The sequence below is a fragment of the Microbacterium sp. As-52 genome, assembly GCF_049949185.1.
Lineage (GTDB): Bacteria > Actinomycetota > Actinomycetes > Actinomycetales > Microbacteriaceae > Microbacterium > Microbacterium maritypicum_A.
In genome coordinates this window covers 1,650,847-1,671,993 of record NZ_CP188171.1, presented here as the reverse complement: position 1 = coordinate 1,671,993, position 21,147 = coordinate 1,650,847, and the positions used below count along the sequence as shown (strand labels likewise).

The window sequence follows — 21,147 nt, the reverse complement described above, 5'->3', positions numbered from 1 at the left end:
TCCGAGGGTGCGCGGTGCGCGGTTAGTTTCCGGTTAGGCGCCGTCATACCCCCAGCAAACCAGCGCATCCGTAGAACTGACTGCACGTCGCGGACGAGCTGCGACCGCGAGAAAGGGAAAGTCATGTTCGACTCGAAAGCACGCCGGTCCATGGTGGTGATGCCCGCTGTCGTGGCGCTCTTCGCGCTCTCTGCGTGCACCGCCCCGTCCGGGGACGACAAGGCGAAGGACGGAGCGAACGATGCGGCCGCTGCGCGGTTCGTGAGCTGCCTGACCGACGAGGGCCAGACGGCGAAGATCGTCGAAGGCGGTCAGGTCGGGCTGCTGATGCCGGATGCTCCCGGTGACGGGGCGATGGGCACGCTGAGCGACAGTACCGCCTCTGCCGGCGCCGGAGAGGAGATGGCGATGACGATGATCTTCACGGACGACGACGGCACGTGGATGGCTTCGACAGCTGCATCCGGCTACCCCGAGGACGGCGGCCAGCGCGCGGCGTGGGAGGCGTGCGAGGAGAAGGTCCCCGAGTTCACGCAGCCGGAGCCGGACATCTCGATGAGGGCGGGCGCCGAGACGCAGATGATCTCCCCCGAGGAGCTCACGGAGGCCGGGCTCGCCTTCGCGTCGTGCGCACGGGACAACGGCTTCACCGACTTCGCCGACCCGGGCTCCGACGGCATGCTGACGCTGCCGACGGGCATCACCGAAGACGAGGCGCGCACCCTCCTCGAGGCGTGTGCGGAGAAGGCGGGCGACATGCCGCCCATGTTCACGCAGGAGAGCATCGAAGCCGTCGACTTCGACTGGTTCGCCCTGATGAGCGAATACTTCGAAGGCGCCTTCACTGCGGCGACCGTCATGCCCTCCGGAGGCGAGGAATGAGCCGCCGGGTGACGAAGGTGCTGCTGCCGGTCGGGGTGCTGCTCGTGGCCGCGGCGGTGGCACTCGCAGTGCTGCAGCCGTGGAGCTCGGTGGCCGAGTCTCCGGACGACGCCGAGAAGCCGGTCACCGCCACGGCCGAGCTCACCACGCTGACCTCCGACCTGCGGCTGAACGGCACCCTCAGCTACGGAGCGTCCATCGCGCTGCCGGGGCGCGGGGGGACCATCACACGCCTGCCCACCGCGGGTGAGGTGATCGGCGTCGGACAGGCGATCTACGAGGTCGACGGGAAGCCGGTGATCGCGATGCGCGGCGACCGTCCGTTCTGGCGCGACCTCGGCGTCGGCGTCGAGAAGGGCCCGGATGTGCGCCAGCTGGAGCAGGCGCTCGCCGACCTCGGCTTCGGCAGGAACATGACGGTGGACGACGAGTTCACCGCGGTCACGGAGACCAACGTCAAGGCCTGGCAGAAGTCGCTCGGGGTGCCGCAGGACGGCATCGTGAAGCTGGGAGACGTGGTCGCGATCACCGCCGCATCGGTGCGCATCGAGTCGGTGAAGGGAAAGCTGGGAGACCCCGCCGGGACGAGTCCGCTGACCTACACCAGCACCACCCTGCGTGTGGTCGCCAAGCTCACCGACGCGCAGGCCCGCGAGATCCTGCCGGGGACCCGGGTGACCGTGGTGCTGCCGGACGGGACGGAGGTGCCCGCGACGGTGACCGCCGTCGACCCCGGTGGTCAGCCGACCGAGAAGGAGGGCGAGACGACGCCCGCCACGGCGAACGTAGAGTTCGACGATCCGGCCGTCGCCGAGGGCATCGGACTGCGTGCGGTCAAGGTCGTGTTCGCGACCTCGGAGGTGAAGGACGCGCTGGTCGTGCCGGTCACCGCCCTGGTGGCGACGACCGACGGAGGCTATGCGGTCGACGTGCTGCGCAAGGGCGGCAAGGTCGAACGGGTCGCCGTGGAGGTCGGACTGATCGCCGACACCAAGGTGCAGGTCACGGGCGGAGACCTCGCTGCCGGCGACGCCGTGGTGGTGGCGCAATGACACCGGACACCGTGGTCGAGCTCGTCGACGTGATCAAGGAGTATCCGGGAAGTCCGCCGCTGCGCGTGCTGCACGGCATGAGTCTCGCGATCGAGAGCGGAGAACTGGTCGCAGTGGTCGGGGCATCCGGATCCGGCAAGAGCACGATGCTCTCGATCATGGGTACGCTCGACGATCCCACCAGCGGCACCGTGCTGATCGACGGGACGGATGCCGCAGCCCTCGCCGAGCGCGAGCGGGCGGTGCTGCGCGCTCGCCGCATCGGGTTCGTGTTCCAGCAGTTCTTCCTGTTGCCGGCGCTCAGCGCGGTCGACAACGTGGCGCTCGGGCTCCTCTACTCGGGAGTGCCCGCGGCGGAGCGCTCGGTGCGTGCCGCGGCCGCCCTGGAACGGGTCGGTCTCGGCGCCCGCATGAAGCACCGGCCCGGGCAGCTCTCCGGCGGGGAGCAGCAGCGGGTGGCCATCGCCCGTGCGATCGTCGGGAATCCGTCGGTGCTCTTCGCCGACGAGCCCACGGGGGCGCTCGACTCCACCACGGGCGAACGCATCCTCGAACTCCTCACCTCGATCGCCGACTCCGGCACTGCGGTCGTGATCATCACTCATGACCCGCACATCGCGGAGCGCACGCAGCGGCAGGTCGGCATCCACGACGGACGCATCGTGAGCGATACGGGCTCACCGGATCGGGAAGAGGTCGCGGCATGAGGCGCCGAGGGGAGCGGATGCCGCGGCTGAGCGTCGCGGACAGCATCCGCACGGCGCTCATCGGACCGCGCAGCCGCAAGATGCGCACGGCCCTGTCGGCGCTCGGCGTCGCCGTGGGCATCGCGGCACTCACCGCCATCACGGGCATCGCCGCATCGAACCAGGCGGAGCTGTTGGCCAAGCTCGACGCGCTCGGCGCCAACATGATCGTGGTGCAGCCGGGGTACGGGCCGGACAACAAACCGGTCGCACTGCCCGAGACGGCCGGCGGGATGATCGAGCGGGTGACGGGGGTGGAGCAGGTCGGGGTGCTCGAGAAGGTGCCGGACGGTACCGGCGTGTATCGCAACGACCTCATGCCGAAGAGCCAGGGCAACGGGCTGACCGCGTATGCGGCGAGTCCCGACTTCCTCTCGTCCGTGGAGGGATCGGTCGCGAAGGGGTCGTGGTTCGACGAGACCGACCGCTCCCTGCCGGTGACCGTGCTCGGGTCAGCGACAGCTGCGCGCATGGGCATCACGGAGCCGGGCGTGCGGGTGTGGATCGGCGAGCAGTGGTACACCGTGATCGGGATCCTCGACTCGGCTGGGCTCGCGGAGGACATCGACGCGAGTGCCTTCCTCGGCGATCATTGGGCGGCCGAGCACGTGTCGGCGAAGGGCGATGACACGATCGCCTCGATCTACGTGCGCATGGCCGACGGCGGCACGGGCGAGAAGGTCCGAGACGCGATCGCCCGCGCCGCGAATCCGTCGTCCCCGTATGTGCAGGTGACCGGACTCGGCGACCTCGCCGGGGCGCGGGACACCGCGGATGACTCGCTGTCCGGCCTCGCGGTCGGTCTCGCGGCGATCGCGCTGCTGGTCGGAGGGATCGGCATCGCGAACACCATGGTGGTGGCGGTGCTGGAGCGGCGTGGCGAGATCGGACTCCGGCGGGCGCTCGGCGCGCGTTCGGGTCAGATCGCGGGTCAGTTCGTGGCGGAGGCGATCGTGCTCGGCGGCCTGGGGGGCGTCGCCGGTCTGCTGCTGGGGGCCGCGGGGGTGTTCGTCTACGCCGGCATCCAGGGGCAGGCGGCGACGATACCCCTCGTGGTGCTCGTCGGGGGCCCGGCCGTGGCGCTGGTGGTCGGTGTGATCGCGGGGCTGTATCCGGCGATCAGCGCCGCCCGCCTCTCGCCCACGTCGGCGCTGCGCACGGTGTGAGCGCGCGGTGGGAGGAGATCTCGCGTTCGGGCGGAGATCTCGACCTCGAGGCTCCTCCCGACGCGGAGACCTCCTCCCGACGCGGAGACCTCCTCCCGACGCGGTGCAACCCCCTGACCCGTTCACGAGCCCGGGCGTAGCCTGTGGCCGTGGACGGGTTCGCGGCGGTCGACTTCGGATTCGCGCGTGAGGTGCTGCAGCGCGGCATCGCGGCGATGTACCTCGTCGCGTTCGTCTCCAGCCTGAACCAGTTCCGGCCGCTGCTGGGCGAACACGGACTGCTTCCCGCGCCGGCGCTGCTCGAATGGGTCGGCCGCGACAAGGCGAGACGACGGATGCTGCATCCGACCCTGTTCTCGCGCATCCGCTATACCGACCGCCGCCTCGTGCTGCTGTGCGCGGCCGGCATCGTGGTCGCGGCACTTCTCGTGGTCGGCATCCCGCAGTGGGGGCCGCCGTGGGTTCCGATGCTGTGCTTCCTCGCGCTGTGGCTCGGGTACATGTCGATCGTCAGTATCGGGCAGACGTTCTACTCGTTCGGGTGGGAGATGCTGCTGCTGGAGGCGGGGTTCCTCGCGGCGTTCCTCGGCTCGGGCGATCAGCCGCCGCCCACCGTCGTGATCGTCCTGTTCTGGTGGCTGGTCTTCCGGCTCGAGTTCGGTGCCGGGATGATCAAGATCCGCGGCGGACGCGAATGGCGCGACCTGACGGCACTCATGTACCACCATGAGACGCAGCCCATGCCGGGTCCGCTCAGCAGGCAGGCGCATCTGCTGCCGCGCTGGTTCCATCGCGGCGAGGTGCTGGGCAACCACTTCGCGCAGCTGGTCGTGCCGATCTTCCTGTTCGCGCCGGTCCTGTCGCTGTGGGTGCGCGGCCCGGTGCCGCAGGTCGTCGGTGCGGTGGCGGCATCCATCGTGATCCTGACGCAGCTGTGGCTCGTCGTCACCGGAAACTTCGCGTGGTTGAACGCGGCGACGATGGTCATCGCGTTCTCCGTGATCGGGCTGCCGGGAGTCGGGATGCCTGTGGCCGCGCCGCGGACCGATCCTCCCTGGATCATCGACGGGATGCCGCTGGCCTGGGTCGTGGTCACCTCGGCGGTCGGGCTGCTGTATGTCGTGCTGAGCGTGCCGGCGCTGCGCAACCTCTTCGCGCGGCGGCAGCTGATGAACGCGAGCTTCAACCGCTGGCAGCTCGCCAACGCCTACGGCGCATTCGGCACGGTCACGAAGGAGCGCATCGAGATCATCGTCGAGGGCTCAGCCGACGAAGAGGGGATGGAGTGGCGCGAGTACGAGTTCCGGGGCAAGCCCGGTGATGTGCGCAGGATGCCGCGACAGTTCGCTCCCTACCATCTGCGGCTCGACTGGCTGATGTGGTTCCTTCCGCTCGGGCATTCGCTCGACGACTGGTTCACCGCGTTCCTGGTGCGGTTGCTGGAAGCGGATGCTCCGACCCTCGCGCTGCTGCGCATCGACCCGTTCGAGGGCGAAAGACCGCGGTGGGTGCGTGCGGTGTCGTACCGCTACCGCTTCGCCACCCGCGCCGAAAAGAAGGCCGACGGTGCGGTCTGGGTGCGCACGGGCCGCCGTGTGGTGCTTGCGCCCTTCGGGCTCCGGTGACGCCTCCCCCAGTCCTCGGTCCCTTCCCTCCAGCTCCGTCCCCTCCGGCGCTCCCGCACCCTCGTTCCGGTCGCACTTTCTGTCGCGCCGGCGGCCTTTTGGCGACAGTAAGTGCGACCGGAACGGAGGGCGGACGGGCCGGGACGCCGTCAGGGCTCGGCCGTGACCAGAGGGTCGGGACGACGCCGGGAGACGACCCCGGACGACTCGACCTCGAAGCCGTTGCGCACCCAGTACTCGTAGCCGCCGAGCAGCTCGCGGACATCGAACCCGGTGGCGAGCAGTACTCGGGCGGTCGAGGTGGCGCCGTTGCACCCGGGGCCCCAGCCGTAGACGATGAGCGTGCGATCGCGGGGAAGCGTTGTGAGCCGTGCGTCGACGTCGCTCGTGGGCAGATGCACCGCCCCGGCGATGTGGCCGTGATCCCACGACTCGAGGCGCCGCGTATCGACCAGCACCGCCTCTCCGGCGGCCACGGCTTCGCGGGCGGCGACCACATCGATCTCGTACGCGAGACGCGCGTCGACGTAGGCGAGCCTCGCGTCGAGAGAGCTCATCGCCGCGCGCCCGCACCGAGCAGCGCGGCGAGCTGCGGCAGCTGCGCGGGGTCTTCCAGCGCCGAGCCGACGGCGACGACATGGGCGCCGGCGTCGAGGTACTCGGCGGCGTTGACCGCGTTCATGCCACCCGTGGTCACGAATCGTGCCTGGGGGAAGGGGCCGTTCATCGCCGTGAGCCACTGCGGACCGAGTACCGACGCGGGGAAGGCCTTGAGCCAGGTGAGTCCCGCGGAAGTGGCGGATTGCACCTCGCTGGCCGTGGCGACACCGGGAAGGCTGAGCATTCCGGCCTCGTGCGAGGCGCGCACGACGTCGAGATCGAGCCCGGGGCTGACGGTGAACGTGGCGCCGGCGGAGAGCGCCTGCGCGACATGCTCGGCCGAGACCACAGTGCCGGCGCCGACGGCCTTGCCACGCGTGCGTCCGGCGGCGGCGACCACGCGCAGCGCCTCGACGTCGTCGGGGGTCTGGATGGGGAGTTCTACGACGTCGATCCCGAGGTTCCACGCGGTGGTCGACAGGGCGAGGCTGCGCTCCGCCCCCATGCCGCGCAGGATCGCCATCAGGCGCGTGCCACCGAAGATCGCATCAAAGCCGGAGTTGTCCATCATGTTCCCTGTCGGTCCTGTCATCGCGTCCTGGCCTCTTCGAGGTACGAGTAGGCGGTCACCCGGGAGATGCCCAGGCGCTTGGCGATGGCCTCCACCGACTTGCGCATCTGTGTGGCACCACGCTGATCCAGCCGCTCCAGCACGGTGATCTTGTCATCGCGCGACATGCTCTCGAGGGGTCGCCCGATCTCGCGGATGGCTTCGGTGATCATCGAATCCATCACCGACACGAGGTCGGCGCCGAAGTGCTCCTTCGGAGCGTTCGCGGGTACGGACGCCGGGAGGAGCGCGTCGAGCGTCTTGCGGGCGAGGAGCAGCGGGCTGAGGTCGACATTCACGCACAGCGACGCGATGATGTCGCCGGCGCCATTGTGGAAGTAGACCGAGGAACAGCGCAGTTCCCGCCCGTCGCTGGTGTAGCCGGTGTAGCCGAAGGCGTCGTGGTTCCCCCGGCGGTCCTTGAGCACGTCCAGACCGAGAGAGGTCGAGGGGCCCCCGACAGCGCGCCCGGTGACGTGCCCGTTCTCGATGGCCATGATCGTGTGACCCAGGTCGACGTCGGTGCCGTCGAGATTGTGGAGCACGACTTCGACGGTCGGTCCGGCCGCGGTGGCGAGGGCACGGAGCACGGGTCGATAGAGGCGGAGGACCTCTTCTGCACTCTCGTACGTCTCCCGTGCGAGATCATCGGCCAGGGCTGCAACCGCGTTCTCTGCTGTCGTCGATGTCGACATTCTGTGACTCCAATCCGGAGCAACGATACAGGCGTACAAAAAATACGAGTGATAGACAGATTGTCTATTCCGCTGTTAGTTTATCCACGCCCAGACGATCCGTCGAGGCCGGACCGCAACGTATGCGGCCCTGCATTCCCCGAAGAAGGAGCCCCGGATGGCCACTGTCGCCTCATCTGGCCTGACCCCGAAGCAGCGCAAGACGATCGCCGGTGGGGCGATCGGAACGCTGATCGAGTACTACGACTACTACCTCTACGGCCTCGCGGCTGCGGCAGTGTTCCCCGCGGTGTTCTTCTCCTCGAACGACCCCGTCATCGCCCAGCTGTCGTCGTTCGCGACCTTCGCCGTCGGATTCTTCCTCCGTCCGGTCGGCGGCATCATCTGGGGTATCGTCGGCGACCGCCGGGGACGCAAGGTCGTGCTCATGAGCACGGTCATCGGCATGGGGGTAGCGACCACGGGCATCGGCCTGATCCCTTCCGACCAGATGATCGGCATCGCTGCACCGCTGCTGCTGTTGTTCTTCCGGCTCTGCCAGGGCTTCTTCGTCGGCGGCGAGATGGGCGGAGCGGCCACGATGGTCGTCGAAGCCGCGCCGACCGGCAAGCGAGGGCTCTACGGAGCCTTCCTCATCAGCGGTGCGGGTGTCGCCAACGTGGTCTCGGGCGGTCTGATGGCAGGTCTCGGGCTCACGCCGGAATCGTGGTTCCTGCAGTGGGGGTGGCGCATCCCGTTCGTCTTCTCGATCGTGCTCGCGATCGCGGCAGTGCTGCTTCGTCGCCAGCTCGAGGAGTCTGAGGCGTTCACCGACACGCAGACGCTTCTCCTCGCCACCACGGGCAAGAAGCCCAACCCGCTCATCGAGGTCTTCCGTCACCCGAAGAACGCGATCATGGGCATCCTCATCGGGTTGCCGCAGTCGATCGCCGGCTACGTCATCCTCACGTACGGTCTGGCGTTCATCGTGTCGAACCAGCATCTGCCGGCCTGGATGGGGTTCGCCGGCACCATGCTCGTGGGTCTGCTGCAGATCGTCGTCGCTCCGCTGTGGGGTGCGATCTCCGATCGCATCGGCAGGCGGACGGTCTACATCATCGGCTGTCTCGGCTTCGCGGCCATGGTCTATCCGGCCTTCATGATGTTCAGCACGGGGAACATGTGGCTGATCTGGCTCGGACAGATCCTCGGGTTCGTCGTCTTCGGCGTTGCGATGCAGGCGACCCTCTCGACGATGCTCGTGGAGATGTTCGATCCGGAGGCTCGGACGACAGGCGTGAACATCGGCTACCAGATCTCCAACACCCTCGGCGGCGGCCTCGCCCCGCTGATCTGCACGGCACTGGTGGCGGCTGCCGGAGGCGCCTTCTGGCCGGTCGTCGTGTACGCGGCGGTGATCGCGGTGGTCGGTGTGATCGCCACACTGGTCGCCTCGGTCCAGCCCGATGTCGAGGGTGCGGGGCGCCTGCACGAGCTGAAGACGAGCACGCCGGTGAAGACGCGATGACGATGGATGACGCAGGAGTGCTCACCGCGCGCGACAAGGGCCTACCTGGGCGTGCGGCCGGATTGACGGTGACGGAGTTCCTCGCGACAGCCCCACGACTCGAGGAGTTCTGGACTCCGCTGATCGTGCTCGACGACGCAGCGATGACGGCGAACGTCGCCACGATGGCGCAGTGGTGCGCGGAGCGGGGCCTCGCCCTCATGCCCCACGGCAAGACCACCATGGCGCCTGCGCTGTGGAAGCGGCAGAGGGATGCGGGCGCGCTCGGCATCACCTTCGCGACCATGGGGCAGGTTCGTACCGCCCGCGATCTGGGCGTCGATTCGGTGATGCTCGCGAACGCCGCCGTCGATCGGCCGGCGCTGGCGTGGCTGGCGCAGGAGCTGGCGGATCCGGGTTTCCGGTTCGTGAGCTGGGTCGATTCGGTTGCGACGGTCGAGACGATGGAGGCGGCTCTGCTCTCCACCGCGATACCGCGCCCGGTCGACGTCTGCGTCGAGCTCGGCGGCGAAGGGGGTCGCACGGGTGCGCGGTCGATCGCGGAGGCCGTGCGCGTGGCTGAGCGCATCGCCGCATCCTCCGTGCTGCGCCTCGCCGGAGTGGCCGGATACGAGGGGAGCCTCGCGCACGATCGCTCCCCCGCGGCTCTCGCGGCCGTCCGCGCGTACCTGCAGTCCCAGCTCGAACTGCACTCCGCGATCACGCCTCTCTACGACGCCGGCGAGCTCTTCGTGACCGCCGGCGGCAGTGCCTACTTCGATGTCGTCGCTGACGTCTGGGGGACGACCGCGCGCGATGACCGTACGCATTTCACCCTTCGCTCCGGCGCCTACATCGTGCATGACGATGGTTTCTATCGAGGCATCTCGCCGTTCGATGAGGGGGCAGTGCAGGCGGAAGACTCTCCTCGATTCCTGAACGCGATGCACGCGATCGCGCGCGTCGTGTCGGCGCCGGAACCGGGACTGGCTCTCGTCGACGCCGGGAAGCGAGACCTGCCCTACGACGAAGGTCTGCCGATCCCGCGCTCCTGGTCCAGAGGTGTCGCCGGGCCCTGGCAGCCGCTGCACGGCGAGGTCTCGGCGATGAACGATCAGCACTCATACGTCCGCTCGGAACAGTCTCTCGCGATCGGCTCGGTCGTTCGTCTCGGGCTGTCGCACCCCTGCACCGCCTTCGACAAGTGGCGCGTGCTGCCGGTCGTCGAGTCCGCCGGATCCGACGTCGTGACCGGCCTCGTCCGCACCTACTTCTGAGGGGAGCGATGATGATTCGATCAGTTCTCCGCGGCGGATCAGTCGTCGACGCGACAGGCCCGATGCGCGCTGATGTCGCGATCGAGAACGGGCTCGTCACGAAGGTCGGTCGGGTCGATGCGCATGACGGCGACGAAATGATCGACGTCTCTGATCGCCTGGTGATCCCCGGATTCATCGACGTGCACTCGCATGCCGATGGCCTGTTGAACGATCCGGACGTCACTCTCGCTCTGCTGCGACAGGGGATCACGACCGTGATCGCCGGCCAGGACGGAGTGTCGTACGCGCCGGGCAGCGGTGAGTACGCGTCGGAGTACTTCGCCGCCATCAACGGGACGCACCCCACCTTTCGGGGCGGGGGCGTGGACGCCTACCTCGCCTCCGTCGACGGGATCTCAGCAGTGAATGCCGGCTATCTCGTACCGGCGGGCACCGTGCGCTTCGAGGTGTGTGGGCGCAAGGCTGGTTCAGCGAGCGAGGACGAGCGCCGACGCATGCGTGCTCTGGTCGCGCAAGGCATGTCCGACGGCGCCCTCGGGCTCTCGACCGGTCTGGACTACACGCCCGGTCTCTTCCAGGACGCGGCGGAGATAGCCGCCCTCTGTGAACCGGTCGCGCGTGCCGGCGGAGTGTACGTGACGCACATGCGCGGAGGATATGAGGCGAACACGGCTGCCGGTATGGAGGAGATCGCGGAGATCGCCCGGATGGCCGCTGCGCATGCGGGATCTCCTTTGTCCGTGCACATCTCGCACTTCCACGCCGACGCCGACATCGTGCTGGATCAGCTCGATGCGCTGGGTGCCGCCGGTGTGGACGCGACTTTCGACGCCTACCCCTACACCCGCGGCTGCACGCTGCTGGGCATGCCGCTGCTCCCACCTGCGGTGTCGGCACTGCCGGTGGCGGCGGCGGTTGCGGTGATCGCGGATCCTTCTCGCCGTGCCGAGCTGCGCGAGCTGTGCACGCTGCGGGCGGAACGCAGCGCCAGCCTCGGCCCGGAATGGGCGGACATGATCACACTCGCTCACCTCGCCGCGCCCGAGTGGGCGTGGGCGCACGGGCTCACGCTGCGCGAGGCGGCCGCCCGTGCCGGCGTCGCACCGGTCGACTTCGCCCTCGATGCGCTCGCCGCCTGCCGTCTGGAGTGCAGCGCGGTGATGGCAGTGCGCAGCCCTCGCTCGGGAGCGGAACTCGCTCGCATCTTCCGGCATCCCGGGCAGATGGGCGGCTCCGACGGGATCTTCATCGGCGCCCATCCCCATCCGCGAGCGGCCGGCTCGTTCTCGCTTTTCCTGCGCGAATACGTGCGGGAGCGGGCGAGCTGGACGTGGTCGGATGCGGTGCACCACCTGTCGGCGCTGCCTGCGCGACGCTTCGGTCTCGGGCGTCGGGGCGCCGTCGTGGCCGGGGCGATCGCCGACCTCGTGGTTGTCGACCCGGAGACGGTCACCGATACCGCCACCTACGAGAACCCTCGGGGTCGCGGTGCGGGTATCGACGACGTGTTCGTCGCCGGTATCCGTGTTCTCGCTGACGGGTGCCTGACCGGTGCCCTGCCGGGCCGCGGGCTCCGCCGTTCACCTCAGACCTGAATCGTCAACGAAAGGAAAAGAAAGATGCCGAAGACCGGATTCTACGCAGACGGGGCACCCACGCCCGCCGGCCCCTACAGCCACGGAGTGGTCGCGAACGGATTCCTCTACACTGCGGGGTTCGGACCGCAGGATGCGGCGAACGACCACGCGGTTCCCGCGAGCGTGGGCGACCAGACCCGCCAGGTGCTCCGGAACATCCAGAAGGTGCTCGCGGTGCACGGGCTGACCACGGACGACGTCGTGAAGTCGACTGTGCATCTGCAGGACCTCGCCGATTTCGCCGAGTTCAACGAGGCCTACGAGGAGTTCTTCACCGCGCCGTACCCCGTGCGCACAACCGTGGGCTCGCAACTGGCGAACATCCTCGTCGAGATCGACGTGGTCGCGGCTCTGCGCCAGGCGTGATCCCGCGCCTCCTCCCGGGCGGAGTTCTCCGCGTCGGGAGGAGCATCCGGGCGGAAGGATCTTCCCGAGAGGGGGAACTCCTCCCTACGCCGAGGTCCGAAGCTACGCCGAGGTCCGAAGCTACGCCGAGGTCCGAAGCTACGCCGAGGTCCGACACCTCGCCGAGCGCGGCGAAACGCCCCGGCCGGGTCGAGTGACCCGGTCGGAGCGTCCCGTCTCGCTGGGCGAAGATCAGCTGACCTTCTTCCGGTACGAGATGATCGCGAACACGTAGGCGACCACGAGGATGCCGACGCACCAGGCGAGGGCGACCCAGATGTCGTTGCCGACGGGCTTCTCGGCGAAGAGTGCCTGGATGGTGTTGACGATCGAGGTGACCGGCTGGTTGTCGGCGAACCACTGCACCGGAGCCGGCATGGTGTCGGTCGGCACGAACGCCGAGCTGATGAACGGCAGGAAGATCAGCGGGTACGAGAACGCGCTCGCGCCGTCGACCGTCTTGGCGTTCAGACCCGCGATGATCGCCAGCCACGTGAGGGCCAGGGTGAACAGCATCAGGATGCCGATGACTCCGAGCCAGGCCCAGAAGCTCGCCCCGGTGCGGAAGCCCATCAGGAATCCGACGCCGAAGATGATCGCCAGGGTGATGGCGTTGGCCGTGAGAGACGTGAGCACGTGCGCCCACAGCACGCTCGATCGCGCGATCGGCATGGAGTGGAACCGCTCGAAGATGCCGCTCTGCATGTCGGTGAACAGTCGGAACGCCGTGTAGGCGATGCCGGATGCGATCGCGATGAGCAGGATGCCGGGCAGCAGGTAGTTCACGTAGTTGTCGGTGCCGGTGCTCTGCTGGAGTGCACCGCCGAAGACGTAGACGAACAGGAGCATCAGCGCGATCGGGGTGACCGCCGTGGTGATGATCGTGTCGGGACTGCGGAAGATGTGCCGCATGGAGCGGCCGGTGAGTGTCGCCGTATCGGCGGCGAAGTGCGTGCTCATGCTGCGTTCTCCTTTCCGGAGGCCTTGGGGCCGATGAGGGTGAGGAAGATCTCCTCGAGGGTGGGCTGCTTCTCGACGTACTCGACCTTGGCGGCGGGGAGCAGCCGCTTGAGGCCGGCGAGGGTGTCGTCGGCGATGATGCGACCCTCGTGCAGGATCGCGATGCGGTCGGCCAGCTGCTCCGCCTCGTCGAGGTACTGTGTGGTGAGCAGCACGGTGGTGCCGCTGTTCGCGAGCTGTTTGACCACGTCCCACACCTCGATGCGGGCTTCGGGGTCGAGGCCCGTGGTCGGTTCGTCGAGGTAGATGACCTCGGGGTCGCCGACCAGGCTCATCGCGATGTCGAGCCGGCGACGCATGCCGCCGGAGTAGGTGCCGACCTTGCGGCCGCCGGCATCGGTCAGACGGAACGTCGCCAGCAGGTCGTCGGCGACCTTCCCGGCGTCGGGCAGGTGCCGCAGCTTCGCGACCAGCACGAGGTTCTCGCGTCCGGTGAGGATCTCGTCGACGGCGGCGAACTGCCCGGTGAGGCTGATGCGCTCACGGACGCCGACCGGGTCGGAGGCGACATCCACGCCCTGCACGGTCGCCGTGCCGGCGTCTGCCTTCAGCAGGGTGGAGAGGATGCGCACCATGGTGGTCTTGCCGGCGCCGTTCGAGCCGAGGAGGGCGAAGATGCTGCCCTTCTCGACTTCGAAGTCGACGCCGCGCAGCACGTGCAGATCCTTGTACGACTTCTCGATGCCGCGCACCGAGATGGCGGGGTTCGTCATGACTCGTTCTCCTTCTTCTTCGCGTCGTCGAACGCCTTGATGAGGCGTGCGCGCTCCTTGTCGATCCACTGCGTGCCGCCGTAGGCACGGGCGTAGTCCTCGGCGTACTCCACGGGGTCATCGCCCACGATGGCGCTGACCGGCGTGCCGTCGACTGCGGCGCGCTCCCACAGGTCGGCGAGGTCGAGGAACATCGTGACGATCGTGTCGCCGTCGGTGATGCCGCCGTAGTACAGGTAGTACCGGTACTGGGCGTTCGCCACCTCGCGGTACGGCGAGGGGAGGGCGTCGATGCGGGCCTTGGCCTGCTTGTACTGCTTCTTCTGCTCGAGCGATCCGGTGAGCGCTTCGATCCACTTTGCGGCCATGATCAGTTCTCCTTGTTCGGGGTGGTGCTCGTATTGTCGGTGTCGGTCTTGTTCAGCTGTGCGATGTGCTGCGCGAGGAAGTCCCAGGTCTTCCAGAACTCCTCGAGCTCCTGGCGGCCCTGTGCGTTCAGGGTGTACACCTTGCGCGGCGGACCCTTCTCGCTCGGGACCTTCTCGACGTCGACGAGGTTCTTCTGCTCGATGCGCACGAGGAGTGCGTAGATCGTGCCCTCGGCGATGTCGGTGAATCCGTGGTCGCGGATGCGTGTGGTGATCTCGTACCCGTATGCCGGCTGCTCGGCGAGGAGGGCCAGAACGATGCCCTCCAGAGTGCCCTTGAGCATCTCGGTCATCTGCTTGCCCATCAGGTCCTCCTTTCGTTTCGGTTGGTACTCAGTGTTGCTGGGTACCGGTACAAAGTAACACCGAGTACCGGTACTTAGCAACACCGAATACCAAACTTTTTCGGACGAGATCCCGAAGCGGTTCCGGGCGCGCGAGAACGACCGTCGACGGCGAGGCGTGGAGAGGGGAAGCGCGGAGAGGGGGAAGCGCTGCTACGGGAACATGCGGCGCAGCAGCGCCAGGTCGTCGGTGCTCAGGGCCTGTGAGATCACGGCCGCCGTCTCCGGGGGCATGTCCTTCTCCAGCCGCTGCCACAGCCACCGCGCGGCACCCAGGTCTGCGGTGGCGACAGCGGTGGAGAACGCTGCCACTCCGTCGTAGTAGGGGATGGTCGAAGACCCGGGTTCGGCGTTGTACGGCGAGTAGATGTCGACGAACGGAAGCGTCGGGTCCGGGCGCAGGTAGAGCACGTCGCCGGGAGCGATCGGCTCATTGCCGCGCACGTGGTTGAAGCTGCCGACGGTGACGTAGTCGACGCAGAAGCGCTCGCCGATCGCGATGAGGCTGTCGCCGGCCTGCACCTCGTAAGAGAAGATCTGGCCGTCGGCATCGAGGGTGACCGGCCCGCGTGCCAGCTCCGACGCGCCCATGTCGACGAGCTCGCCCAGGAGCTTCCCGTGAGCCGGGGAGCCGTCGTCGCTCCCGATGTTGATGAACGCGTTGGTGGTGCAATCACCCGGTCCGCCGGCGGGAACGCCGATGCCATCGCCCAGATCGACGTATCCGACCGGATCAGAGGCGTCGGCGGCACTCGTCGGGGCCGTGGAGGGTTCGGCGGCGAAGCGCTCCGACGCCCACGAGGCCGCGTCGACGACGGCGGGTGCGGCGCTGATCACGGCGGGAGCGGCAACGGCGACCAGCCCGGCGACGGCCACGACGACGACGGCGGTGGTGATCTTGGTGGTGCGCTTCATCCCCGACAGCATGGCATCGCTCGACACTGCGGCGCCAGAGCGGGCGTCGTCAGCTGCGCAGGTACGCGAGCACGGCGAGCACACGCCGGTGGCCGCTGTCGCTTGCGGCGAGGCCGAGCTTGGCGAAGATGTTGCCGATGTGCTTGCTGACCGCGGTCTCGGTCACGAAGAGCCGTTCGGCGATGGTGCCGTTGTCGAGCCCCTCGGCCATGAGGCCCAGCACCTCGCGCTCGCGGGGCGTGAGGGTCTGCACCGGATCGTCGGCGCGACGGCGGCTCATCAGCTGCGAGATGACCTCGGGATCCATCACCGTGCCGCCGGCGGCCACGCGGTGCAGGGCATCGATGAAGGCCGCGACCTTGCCGACACGCTCCTTGAGCAGATAGCCGAGGCCGTCCGCTCCGGCAGCCAGCAGCTCACCGGCGTACCGATCCTCGACGTAGGCCGACAGCACCAGCACGGGGAAACCGGGGCGGCGAGCGCGGGCTTCGGCCGCGGCCTTCAGCCCCTCGCTGGTGAAGGTGGGCGGCATCCGCACATCGACCACGGCGGCATCGGCCTCGTCGAGCCGGGCGAGGAATGCCTCGGCGTTGTCGACGGCCGCCACGACCTCGAACCCCTCGCTGCGCAGCAGCAGCGCCAGCCCCTCGCGGAGCAGGGTGTCGTCTTCGGCGATCACGATCCGCATGGCAGCTCCGCTCTCAGGATGGTGGGGCCGCCGACCGGGCTGGACAGCTCCAGCCCACCCTCGAAGGCCTCGAGGCGACGACGGATGCCGGCCACGCCGCCGCCCGGGCGTTCGGCTGCTCCGCCCACGCCGTCGTCCTCGACCGTGATCAGCAGCACCTCCCCCTCCCGTTCGACCCGCACCGCGGCCCGCGTGGCATCGCTGTACTTGCTGACGTTGGTCAGAGCCTCGGCCACCACGAAGTAGCTGGCCGACTCGACGGCGGCCGGGACGCGTCCGACCTGCGACGTCTCGATCGTGCAGGGCACGGCGCTGCGCCCGGCCAGCGACGCCAGCGCCCCCTCCAGCCCGAGCTCGTCGAGGATCGGCGGGTAGATGTCGTGCACCGTGCGGCGGAGTCCGGCGAGCGCGTCGGTCGCCGCATCCTGCGCTCGCCGCAGCGGTTCGAGCACGTCGCCGCCGGTCTCCTGCGCGCGCTCGGCGATCCCGAGCATCATCACCACGTTGACCAGGCGGTTCTGCGCACCGTCGTGCAGGTCGCGCTCGATGCGCCGCAGTTCGGCCGCGTGGGCATCGAGCGCGGCGGCGCGGCTGAGGGTCAGGGCGTCGACCCGTGCGGCGAGGCGCGACTTCTCCGGCGTCGCGAGCAGCGTCGCCGACACGTACGACACCAGCCGTGCGACCGCGGGGATCAGGAGGATCGACAGGATCGCGTACGCCGCCGCGAGCAGCGGCATCGTGGCCGCGAGCTCCCAGGACGTGACGGGGTACACCGAACCCACGGGGTCGTCGGCGGGAGCGAACTGCCAGTAGTAGGTGATCGCGAGGGTGTTGACCGCCGCGACCGGCAGCGAGATCGTCAGCAGTGAGACGAACAGCACGGGGAGCCCCTGCACGGCGAGCCACAGCACGTCGCGGCCGGTGGCGCGCGAGAAAGCGAAGCGCAGACGATCGTCGATGGTCGAGGCCGGCGGGAGCACGTGGCCGATCGGCGTCAGCTCCTCGCCCCGGTAGGCGCCGACACGACGGCGGTTCAGGTCCGTCCAGCGGTGCAGGCCCTGCACGGTCTCGGGCATCAGCAGCACGCCGCCGGTGAGGATCATGAAGGGAAGCAGGACGATGCCCAGGCAGAGGAACATCACGGAGGCGATCGAGACTCCGGCCTCGACGGCCAGGTATCCCCACGCGCGCAGCCATCGCCGCATCCGTCCGTCCTTCACTCTCACAGTCTGCCCGAGCGGTCGGAGCGGCACGGTATAGCCAGCACCACCATCGAAGCGGCAGCGGGCGGGATGGGATGCCGTCCGCCCCGTCCCTAGCGTCGGATCATGACCTTCACCCCCCTCTCCCCGGCCGTCGACGCGCGGCCCTCCGAAGCACTGCGGCTGCAGTCCGTCGTCAAGACCTACGGCACAGGTGCCAGCCGCGTCACGGCCCTCCGTGGCGTGAACCTCGCCATCGCGAAGGGCACGTTCACCGCGATCATGGGCCCTTCGGGCTCGGGCAAGAGCACCCTGCTGCACAGCGCCGCAGGACTCGACCGGCCGAGCAGTGGCACCGTGCACCTCGGCGGAACCGAGATCTCGGGGTTGAAGGCACGCCAGCTCACCGCCTTCCGCCGCGATCACGTGGGCTTCGTGTTCCAGGCATACAACCTGCTCCCCGCACTGAACGTCGAAGACAACATCACTCTGCCGCTGCGACTCGGCGGCCGTCGACTCGAGGCGCCGTGGCTCGACTTCCTGCTCGACGCCGTGGGGCTCACCGAGTACCGCCGTCGTCGCCCCTCCGAGCTCTCCGGGGGCCAGCAGCAGCGGGTGGCGATCGCCCGCGCGCTCATCACCCGGCCGCATGTGGTGTTCGGCGACGAGCCGACCGGCGCGCTCGATTCCCGCTCGGGCAAGCAGGTTCTCGACCTGCTCGCGCACACGGCGCGCGAGCTCGATCAGACGGTCGTGGTCGTCACGCACGACCCGGTGGTGGCCGCGCACGCGGATCGCACCATCTTCCTCGCCGATGGAGCCTTCGCGGGATATCTCGACGGTGCCGACCCCGCGCAGATCAACGCCCGCATGAGCGCATTGGGGGAGTGGTGATGTCGGGCACGCTGGGCTTGAGCCGACTCGTCGGTGCCGATCTTCGCCATCACCGCGGGAGCTTCGTGGGAGTGGCGGTCGCGGTGTTCGTGGCGAGTGCACTGGTGACGGGCCTCGGAGTCCTCGTCGAATCCGGTATTCGCGGAGGGTTGGCGCCGGAACGCTATGCCGCGGTCGACGTGGTGGTCGGTGCGCCGCAGCAGGTCGATGTGCCGGAAGACCTGCCGGTTCCCCTGCGGGAACGCGTGCCGCTGCCCGCCGACGCAGCGCGCGACATCGCCGCTCTTCCCGGAGTCGACCGCGTCGTGGCCGACGTCACGATTCCGCTCTCACTGCAGGATGCCGGTGCGGATGCCGATGCCGGCGGTTCCGTCCTGGTCGAGGCGCACCCGTGGCCCTCCACCGCGCTGACCGGCTTCGAGCTGCGCGAGGGTGGGGAGCCCGCGGCAGCCGACGAGGTCGTCGTCACCGCGGGCAGCGGTCTTGCCGTGGGCGACGCGGTCGTCCTCGCGCACGGCGGCGTCCCGTCGGAGTACCGCGTGGTCGGCGAGGTCGCGGCACCGGTGATGCCGGAGCGAGGAGCGCACGTGTTCCTCAGCGAGCGTCGCATCGACCAGCTCGACCCGCACGAGGGGGCCGCGCAGGCACTCGGCGTGTTCGTCTCGGGCGTCGACCCCGAGCAGACGGCCGGTGCGATCCGCGAGGCCTTCCCCGACCTGATCGCCCGCACGGGAGACGCCCGCGGCGACGTCGAGTTCCTCGACTCGGGCGCCGCGCGTTCGACGCTCGTGGCCATCGGCAGCGCGTTCGTCGGCACCTGCATCCTCGTGGCGATGTTCATCGTGGCGGGCACCCTGTCGCTGTCGGTGCAGTCGCGCCGCCGTGATTACGCGCTGCTGCGGGCCGTCGGGGCGAGTCCGTCCCAGGTGCACGCGCTCGTCGCCCGCGAGGTGCTGTGGGTCTCGGCCGTCGCGGTGCTGCTCGGCATCGCGCCGGGATACCTGCTGTCGACCGTGCTGCAGGCGGCTTTCGTATCCGGTGGCGTGATCCCCGGCGACTTCGCCCTGGCCACAGGTCCTCTCCCCGCCGTCGGCGCGGTGCTGCTCGTGCTGGCCTCGGCCTGGGGTGCGGCGCGCATCGCGGCGGCCCGGGTCGCGAAGCTCGATCCGGTCGAAGCGCTGCGGGAATCGGCGACGGGCGCTCCGGCCATCGGTCTGCCGCGCATCATCACCGGAATCGTGCTCGCCGCCGCGGGGATCTCGGTCTCGACGGTGCCGCTCGTCGTGCGCGGGCAGGTCGCCGCCGGCGCGGCTGCCGGTGCGGCCATGCTGCTGATCGTCGCGCTCGCGGTGCTCGGCCCGTGGCTGGTGTCGTTGAGCGTCCGGCTGGTCGGCACCGTGCTGCGTCGCTCGTCGTCTGCGGGCTTCCTCGCGTCGGCGAACGCCGCGGCGCACAGCAGGCGGCTGGCGTCGGCCATCCTGCCGATCGCTCTCGGCATCGGGCTGGGCCTCGTGCAGATCGGGGCGCCGTCGATCATCGCCGCGGAGGCGGCGACCCAGGCCAGCGCCGGGGTGATCGCCGACCTGCGGGTGGCCGCGCCGTCGGGACTCTCGCCGGAGGCGGTCGACGTGATCCGCGAGATGGCCGGGGTGGCCGAGGCGTCGGGGGTCGCGCTCAGCGCGGCGGTGGTGGACTCGTTCGATTTCGAGGGCAAGCTGGAGCGTGCCGAGCATGTGCTGCAGGGCGTCGACCCGGAGAACATCGCGCACAGTCTCGATCTCCGCGTGCGTGAAGGATCGCTCGCCGACCTCGACGGCATCGCGACGGTCGCGGTGAGCACGGATGCCGCGCAGACGCTCGGGCTGGGTATCGGCGGCACGGTCGTCGGACACCTCGGAGACGGTTCGCCGCTGAAGGCCACGGTCGTCGCGGTGTACGAGCGGGGTCTGGGCTTCGGCGACCTCACCATGGCCGCCGAAGAGGTCAGAGCCCACACCACGACGGGTCTCGATGCCTTCGCGCTCGTGGCGGTCGACGAGGGGGCGACCGGCGAGGTCCGGGCCGCGCTGGAGGCGCGCGGTCTGCTCGTGACCGACGGATCGGGGCAGGAGGCCGCGGGGGCCGGAGCGCACGCCCAGAACGGGTGGGTGAACCTCGTCGCCCTGCTGGTGATCCTCGGCTACATCGCGATCGCCGTGGTGAACACGCTCGTCATGGCGACGGGTGAGCGCTCACGGGAGCTGGCTCTGCTGCAGCTGATCGGATCGTCCCGCGGGCAGGTGCGCTCGATGATGCGGATCGAGGCCGTGCTCGTGGCGGTGATCGCGATGGTGTTCGGCGTGGTCGTCGCGATCCCTCCGCTCATCGGCGTGAGCATGGGCATCTCGGGGCAGCCGATCCCCGCGCTGCCCGTGCTGGGGTCGTTCCTGATCGTCGGGGCGATGGGCGCGCTGGCACTCGTGGCGATGTGGGTCGGGACCACGGCGACCATGCGCACCCGTCCCATCGACGAGATCGGGTCCCGGCAGTAGCCACGCTGCGGAGGGGCGCGCCGGAGTCGTCGGTGCGCCCCTCTTCGCGGGAACGGGGGAAGCCGTCGTACGGGGTGAAAAGGCGGGGTGAATTCTCCGGGATCGGCAGGATCGCGTACCGGCCGACGGGCAGGCTGGCGGTGGCCCGGACCGAGTTCACCATGCCCGAATGGTGCTCGGCGGTCGCCTGAGGGGGCGGGGGCTTCCGTGCGCGAGTGCGCGCCGGGG

At 69.1% G+C, this 21,147-nt stretch carries 21 protein-coding genes; 11 read left to right on the top strand and 10 right to left on the bottom strand.

Going from position 1 to position 21,147, the window contains the following annotated elements; all coding sequences use genetic code 11:
* The first annotated feature begins 123 nt into the window (after positions 1–123).
* From ACLFA2_RS07970 to ACLFA2_RS07950, 5 genes are all read left to right on the top strand, one after another.
* Positions 124–882, top strand: coding sequence for a hypothetical protein (locus ACLFA2_RS07970; RefSeq protein WP_426622359.1), 759 nt, complete (start codon positions 124–126; stop codon positions 880–882).
* The gene (locus ACLFA2_RS07965; protein WP_426622358.1) at positions 879–1,934 is read left to right on the top strand and encodes a peptidoglycan-binding protein; all 1,056 of its coding nucleotides are present in this window, start codon (positions 879–881) and stop codon (positions 1,932–1,934) included. The genes ACLFA2_RS07970 and ACLFA2_RS07965 overlap by 4 nt, the downstream gene beginning before the upstream one ends.
* Entirely contained in the window at positions 1,931–2,641 is a 711-nt protein-coding gene (locus ACLFA2_RS07960) for an ABC transporter ATP-binding protein (RefSeq protein WP_029265630.1), read from the top strand. The genes ACLFA2_RS07965 and ACLFA2_RS07960 overlap by 4 nt, the downstream gene beginning before the upstream one ends.
* A complete protein-coding gene (locus ACLFA2_RS07955) occupies positions 2,638–3,846 on the top strand; it encodes an ABC transporter permease (RefSeq protein ID WP_426622357.1) in 1,209 nt (402 codons plus the stop codon). The genes ACLFA2_RS07960 and ACLFA2_RS07955 overlap by 4 nt, the downstream gene beginning before the upstream one ends.
* Positions 3,847–3,995: 149 nt before the next feature.
* The gene (locus ACLFA2_RS07950; protein WP_040569748.1) at positions 3,996–5,471 is read left to right on the top strand and encodes a lipase maturation factor family protein; all 1,476 of its coding nucleotides are present in this window, start codon (positions 3,996–3,998) and stop codon (positions 5,469–5,471) included.
* 149 nt (positions 5,472–5,620) lie between these two features.
* Here the strand turns inward: ACLFA2_RS07950 and ACLFA2_RS07945 are convergent, their stop codons facing one another.
* Genes ACLFA2_RS07945 through ACLFA2_RS07935 form a run of 3 tightly spaced genes read right to left on the bottom strand, consistent with a single transcriptional unit; the run spans position 5,621 to position 7,376 of the window.
* Positions 5,621–6,028 carry a rhodanese-like domain-containing protein gene (locus ACLFA2_RS07945; protein WP_021200170.1) on the bottom strand — a complete coding sequence of 136 codons (408 nt, stop codon included), beginning with the start codon at positions 6,026–6,028 and terminating at the stop codon, positions 5,621–5,623.
* Positions 6,025–6,663: a bifunctional 4-hydroxy-2-oxoglutarate aldolase/2-dehydro-3-deoxy-phosphogluconate aldolase gene (locus ACLFA2_RS07940; protein ID WP_235045230.1), complete on the bottom strand. Its 639-nt coding sequence runs from the start codon at positions 6,661–6,663 to the stop codon at positions 6,025–6,027. The genes ACLFA2_RS07945 and ACLFA2_RS07940 overlap by 4 nt, the downstream gene beginning before the upstream one ends.
* On the bottom strand, positions 6,660–7,376 hold the full coding sequence (locus ACLFA2_RS07935) for a helix-turn-helix transcriptional regulator (protein WP_426622356.1): 717 nt from the start codon (positions 7,374–7,376) through the stop codon (positions 6,660–6,662). The genes ACLFA2_RS07940 and ACLFA2_RS07935 overlap by 4 nt, the downstream gene beginning before the upstream one ends.
* Before the next feature lie 157 nt (positions 7,377–7,533).
* On the opposite strand from ACLFA2_RS07935, the gene ACLFA2_RS07930 reads away from it, so the two are divergent.
* From ACLFA2_RS07930 to ACLFA2_RS07915, 4 genes are read left to right on the top strand one after another with little or no spacing between them, the layout of a single operon-like run.
* Positions 7,534–8,883, top strand: a complete 1,350-nt coding sequence (locus ACLFA2_RS07930) for an MFS transporter (protein WP_029265625.1) — start codon at positions 7,534–7,536, stop codon at positions 8,881–8,883.
* Positions 8,880–10,139, top strand: coding sequence for an alanine racemase (locus ACLFA2_RS07925; RefSeq protein ID WP_426622355.1), 1,260 nt, complete (start codon positions 8,880–8,882; stop codon positions 10,137–10,139). The genes ACLFA2_RS07930 and ACLFA2_RS07925 overlap by 4 nt, the downstream gene beginning before the upstream one ends.
* An 8-nt stretch (positions 10,140–10,147) precedes the next feature.
* Entirely contained in the window at positions 10,148–11,737 is a 1,590-nt protein-coding gene (locus ACLFA2_RS07920) for an N-acyl-D-amino-acid deacylase family protein (RefSeq protein WP_426622354.1), read from the top strand.
* A gap of 24 nt (positions 11,738–11,761) precedes the next feature.
* On the top strand, positions 11,762–12,145 hold the full coding sequence (locus ACLFA2_RS07915) for a RidA family protein (RefSeq protein ID WP_021200176.1): 384 nt from the start codon (positions 11,762–11,764) through the stop codon (positions 12,143–12,145).
* Positions 12,146–12,376: 231 nt separating this feature from the next.
* On the opposite strand, the gene ACLFA2_RS07910 is transcribed toward ACLFA2_RS07915, so the two are convergent.
* The 7 genes from ACLFA2_RS07910 to ACLFA2_RS07880 all read right to left on the bottom strand — a co-directional run bounded on the left by ACLFA2_RS07910 (position 12,377) and on the right by ACLFA2_RS07880 (position 17,512).
* Positions 12,377–13,144, bottom strand: a complete 768-nt coding sequence (locus tag ACLFA2_RS07910; RefSeq protein ID WP_021200177.1) for an ABC transporter permease — start codon at positions 13,142–13,144, stop codon at positions 12,377–12,379.
* Entirely contained in the window at positions 13,141–13,917 is a 777-nt protein-coding gene (locus ACLFA2_RS07905) for an ABC transporter ATP-binding protein (RefSeq protein ID WP_029265621.1), read from the bottom strand. Before ACLFA2_RS07905 ends, ACLFA2_RS07910 begins: the two co-directional genes overlap by 4 nt.
* Positions 13,914–14,285 carry a DUF1048 domain-containing protein gene (locus ACLFA2_RS07900; RefSeq protein ID WP_021200179.1) on the bottom strand — a complete coding sequence of 124 codons (372 nt, stop codon included), beginning with the start codon at positions 14,283–14,285 and terminating at the stop codon, positions 13,914–13,916. Before ACLFA2_RS07900 ends, ACLFA2_RS07905 begins: the two co-directional genes overlap by 4 nt.
* 2 nt (positions 14,286–14,287) lie before the next feature.
* Positions 14,288–14,650 carry a PadR family transcriptional regulator gene (locus ACLFA2_RS07895; protein WP_021200180.1) on the bottom strand — a complete coding sequence of 121 codons (363 nt, stop codon included), beginning with the start codon at positions 14,648–14,650 and terminating at the stop codon, positions 14,288–14,290.
* A gap of 192 nt (positions 14,651–14,842) precedes the next feature.
* Positions 14,843–15,604, bottom strand: coding sequence for a LysM peptidoglycan-binding domain-containing protein (locus ACLFA2_RS07890; RefSeq protein ID WP_426622353.1), 762 nt, complete (start codon positions 15,602–15,604; stop codon positions 14,843–14,845).
* A 49-nt stretch (positions 15,605–15,653) separates the two neighbouring features.
* Entirely contained in the window at positions 15,654–16,292 is a 639-nt protein-coding gene (locus ACLFA2_RS07885) for a response regulator (protein ID WP_136024589.1), read from the bottom strand.
* Positions 16,280–17,512: a sensor histidine kinase gene (locus ACLFA2_RS07880; RefSeq protein WP_426622352.1), complete on the bottom strand. Its 1,233-nt coding sequence runs from the start codon at positions 17,510–17,512 to the stop codon at positions 16,280–16,282. The genes ACLFA2_RS07885 and ACLFA2_RS07880 overlap by 13 nt, the downstream gene beginning before the upstream one ends.
* Before the next feature lie 108 nt (positions 17,513–17,620).
* On the opposite strand from ACLFA2_RS07880, the gene ACLFA2_RS07875 reads away from it, so the two are divergent.
* A complete protein-coding gene (locus ACLFA2_RS07875; RefSeq protein ID WP_029258848.1) occupies positions 17,621–18,388 on the top strand; it encodes an ABC transporter ATP-binding protein in 768 nt (255 codons plus the stop codon).
* Positions 18,388–20,919 (top strand): FtsX-like permease family protein, encoded by a 2,532-nt coding sequence (locus ACLFA2_RS07870; RefSeq protein ID WP_426622351.1) that lies wholly within the window; start codon positions 18,388–18,390, stop codon positions 20,917–20,919. Before ACLFA2_RS07875 ends, ACLFA2_RS07870 begins: the two co-directional genes overlap by 1 nt.
* The last annotated feature ends 228 nt before the right edge of the window (positions 20,920–21,147 follow it).

Excerpts from the sequence above, each read along its gene's own strand:
- ACLFA2_RS07905 (WP_029265621.1), bottom strand. The coding sequence starts at position 13,917 with ATGACGAACCCCGCCATCTCGGTGCGCGGCATCGAGAAGTCGTACAAG.
- ACLFA2_RS07925 (WP_426622355.1), top strand. The coding sequence starts at position 8,880 with ATGACGATGGATGACGCAGGAGTGCTCACCGCGCGCGACAAGGGCCTA.
- ACLFA2_RS07930 (WP_029265625.1), top strand. The coding sequence starts at position 7,534 with ATGGCCACTGTCGCCTCATCTGGCCTGACCCCGAAGCAGCGCAAGACG.
- ACLFA2_RS07920 (WP_426622354.1), top strand. The coding sequence starts at position 10,148 with ATGATGATTCGATCAGTTCTCCGCGGCGGATCAGTCGTCGACGCGACA.
- ACLFA2_RS07875 (WP_029258848.1), top strand. The coding sequence starts at position 17,621 with ATGACCTTCACCCCCCTCTCCCCGGCCGTCGACGCGCGGCCCTCCGAA.
- ACLFA2_RS07910 (WP_021200177.1), bottom strand. The coding sequence starts at position 13,144 with ATGAGCACGCACTTCGCCGCCGATACGGCGACACTCACCGGCCGCTCC.
- ACLFA2_RS07940 (WP_235045230.1), bottom strand. The coding sequence starts at position 6,663 with ATGACAGGACCGACAGGGAACATGATGGACAACTCCGGCTTTGATGCG.
- ACLFA2_RS07965 (WP_426622358.1), top strand. The coding sequence starts at position 879 with ATGAGCCGCCGGGTGACGAAGGTGCTGCTGCCGGTCGGGGTGCTGCTC.
- ACLFA2_RS07935 (WP_426622356.1), bottom strand. The coding sequence starts at position 7,376 with ATGTCGACATCGACGACAGCAGAGAACGCGGTTGCAGCCCTGGCCGAT.
- ACLFA2_RS07945 (WP_021200170.1), bottom strand. The coding sequence starts at position 6,028 with ATGAGCTCTCTCGACGCGAGGCTCGCCTACGTCGACGCGCGTCTCGCG.
- ACLFA2_RS07870 (WP_426622351.1), top strand. The coding sequence starts at position 18,388 with ATGTCGGGCACGCTGGGCTTGAGCCGACTCGTCGGTGCCGATCTTCGC.
- ACLFA2_RS07955 (WP_426622357.1), top strand. The coding sequence starts at position 2,638 with ATGAGGCGCCGAGGGGAGCGGATGCCGCGGCTGAGCGTCGCGGACAGC.
- ACLFA2_RS07885 (WP_136024589.1), bottom strand. The coding sequence starts at position 16,292 with ATGCGGATCGTGATCGCCGAAGACGACACCCTGCTCCGCGAGGGGCTG.
- ACLFA2_RS07960 (WP_029265630.1), top strand. The coding sequence starts at position 1,931 with ATGACACCGGACACCGTGGTCGAGCTCGTCGACGTGATCAAGGAGTAT.
- ACLFA2_RS07900 (WP_021200179.1), bottom strand. The coding sequence starts at position 14,285 with ATGGCCGCAAAGTGGATCGAAGCGCTCACCGGATCGCTCGAGCAGAAG.
- ACLFA2_RS07890 (WP_426622353.1), bottom strand. The coding sequence starts at position 15,604 with ATGAAGCGCACCACCAAGATCACCACCGCCGTCGTCGTCGTGGCCGTC.
- ACLFA2_RS07970 (WP_426622359.1), top strand. The coding sequence starts at position 124 with ATGTTCGACTCGAAAGCACGCCGGTCCATGGTGGTGATGCCCGCTGTC.
- ACLFA2_RS07915 (WP_021200176.1), top strand. The coding sequence starts at position 11,762 with ATGCCGAAGACCGGATTCTACGCAGACGGGGCACCCACGCCCGCCGGC.
- ACLFA2_RS07895 (WP_021200180.1), bottom strand. The coding sequence starts at position 14,650 with ATGGGCAAGCAGATGACCGAGATGCTCAAGGGCACTCTGGAGGGCATC.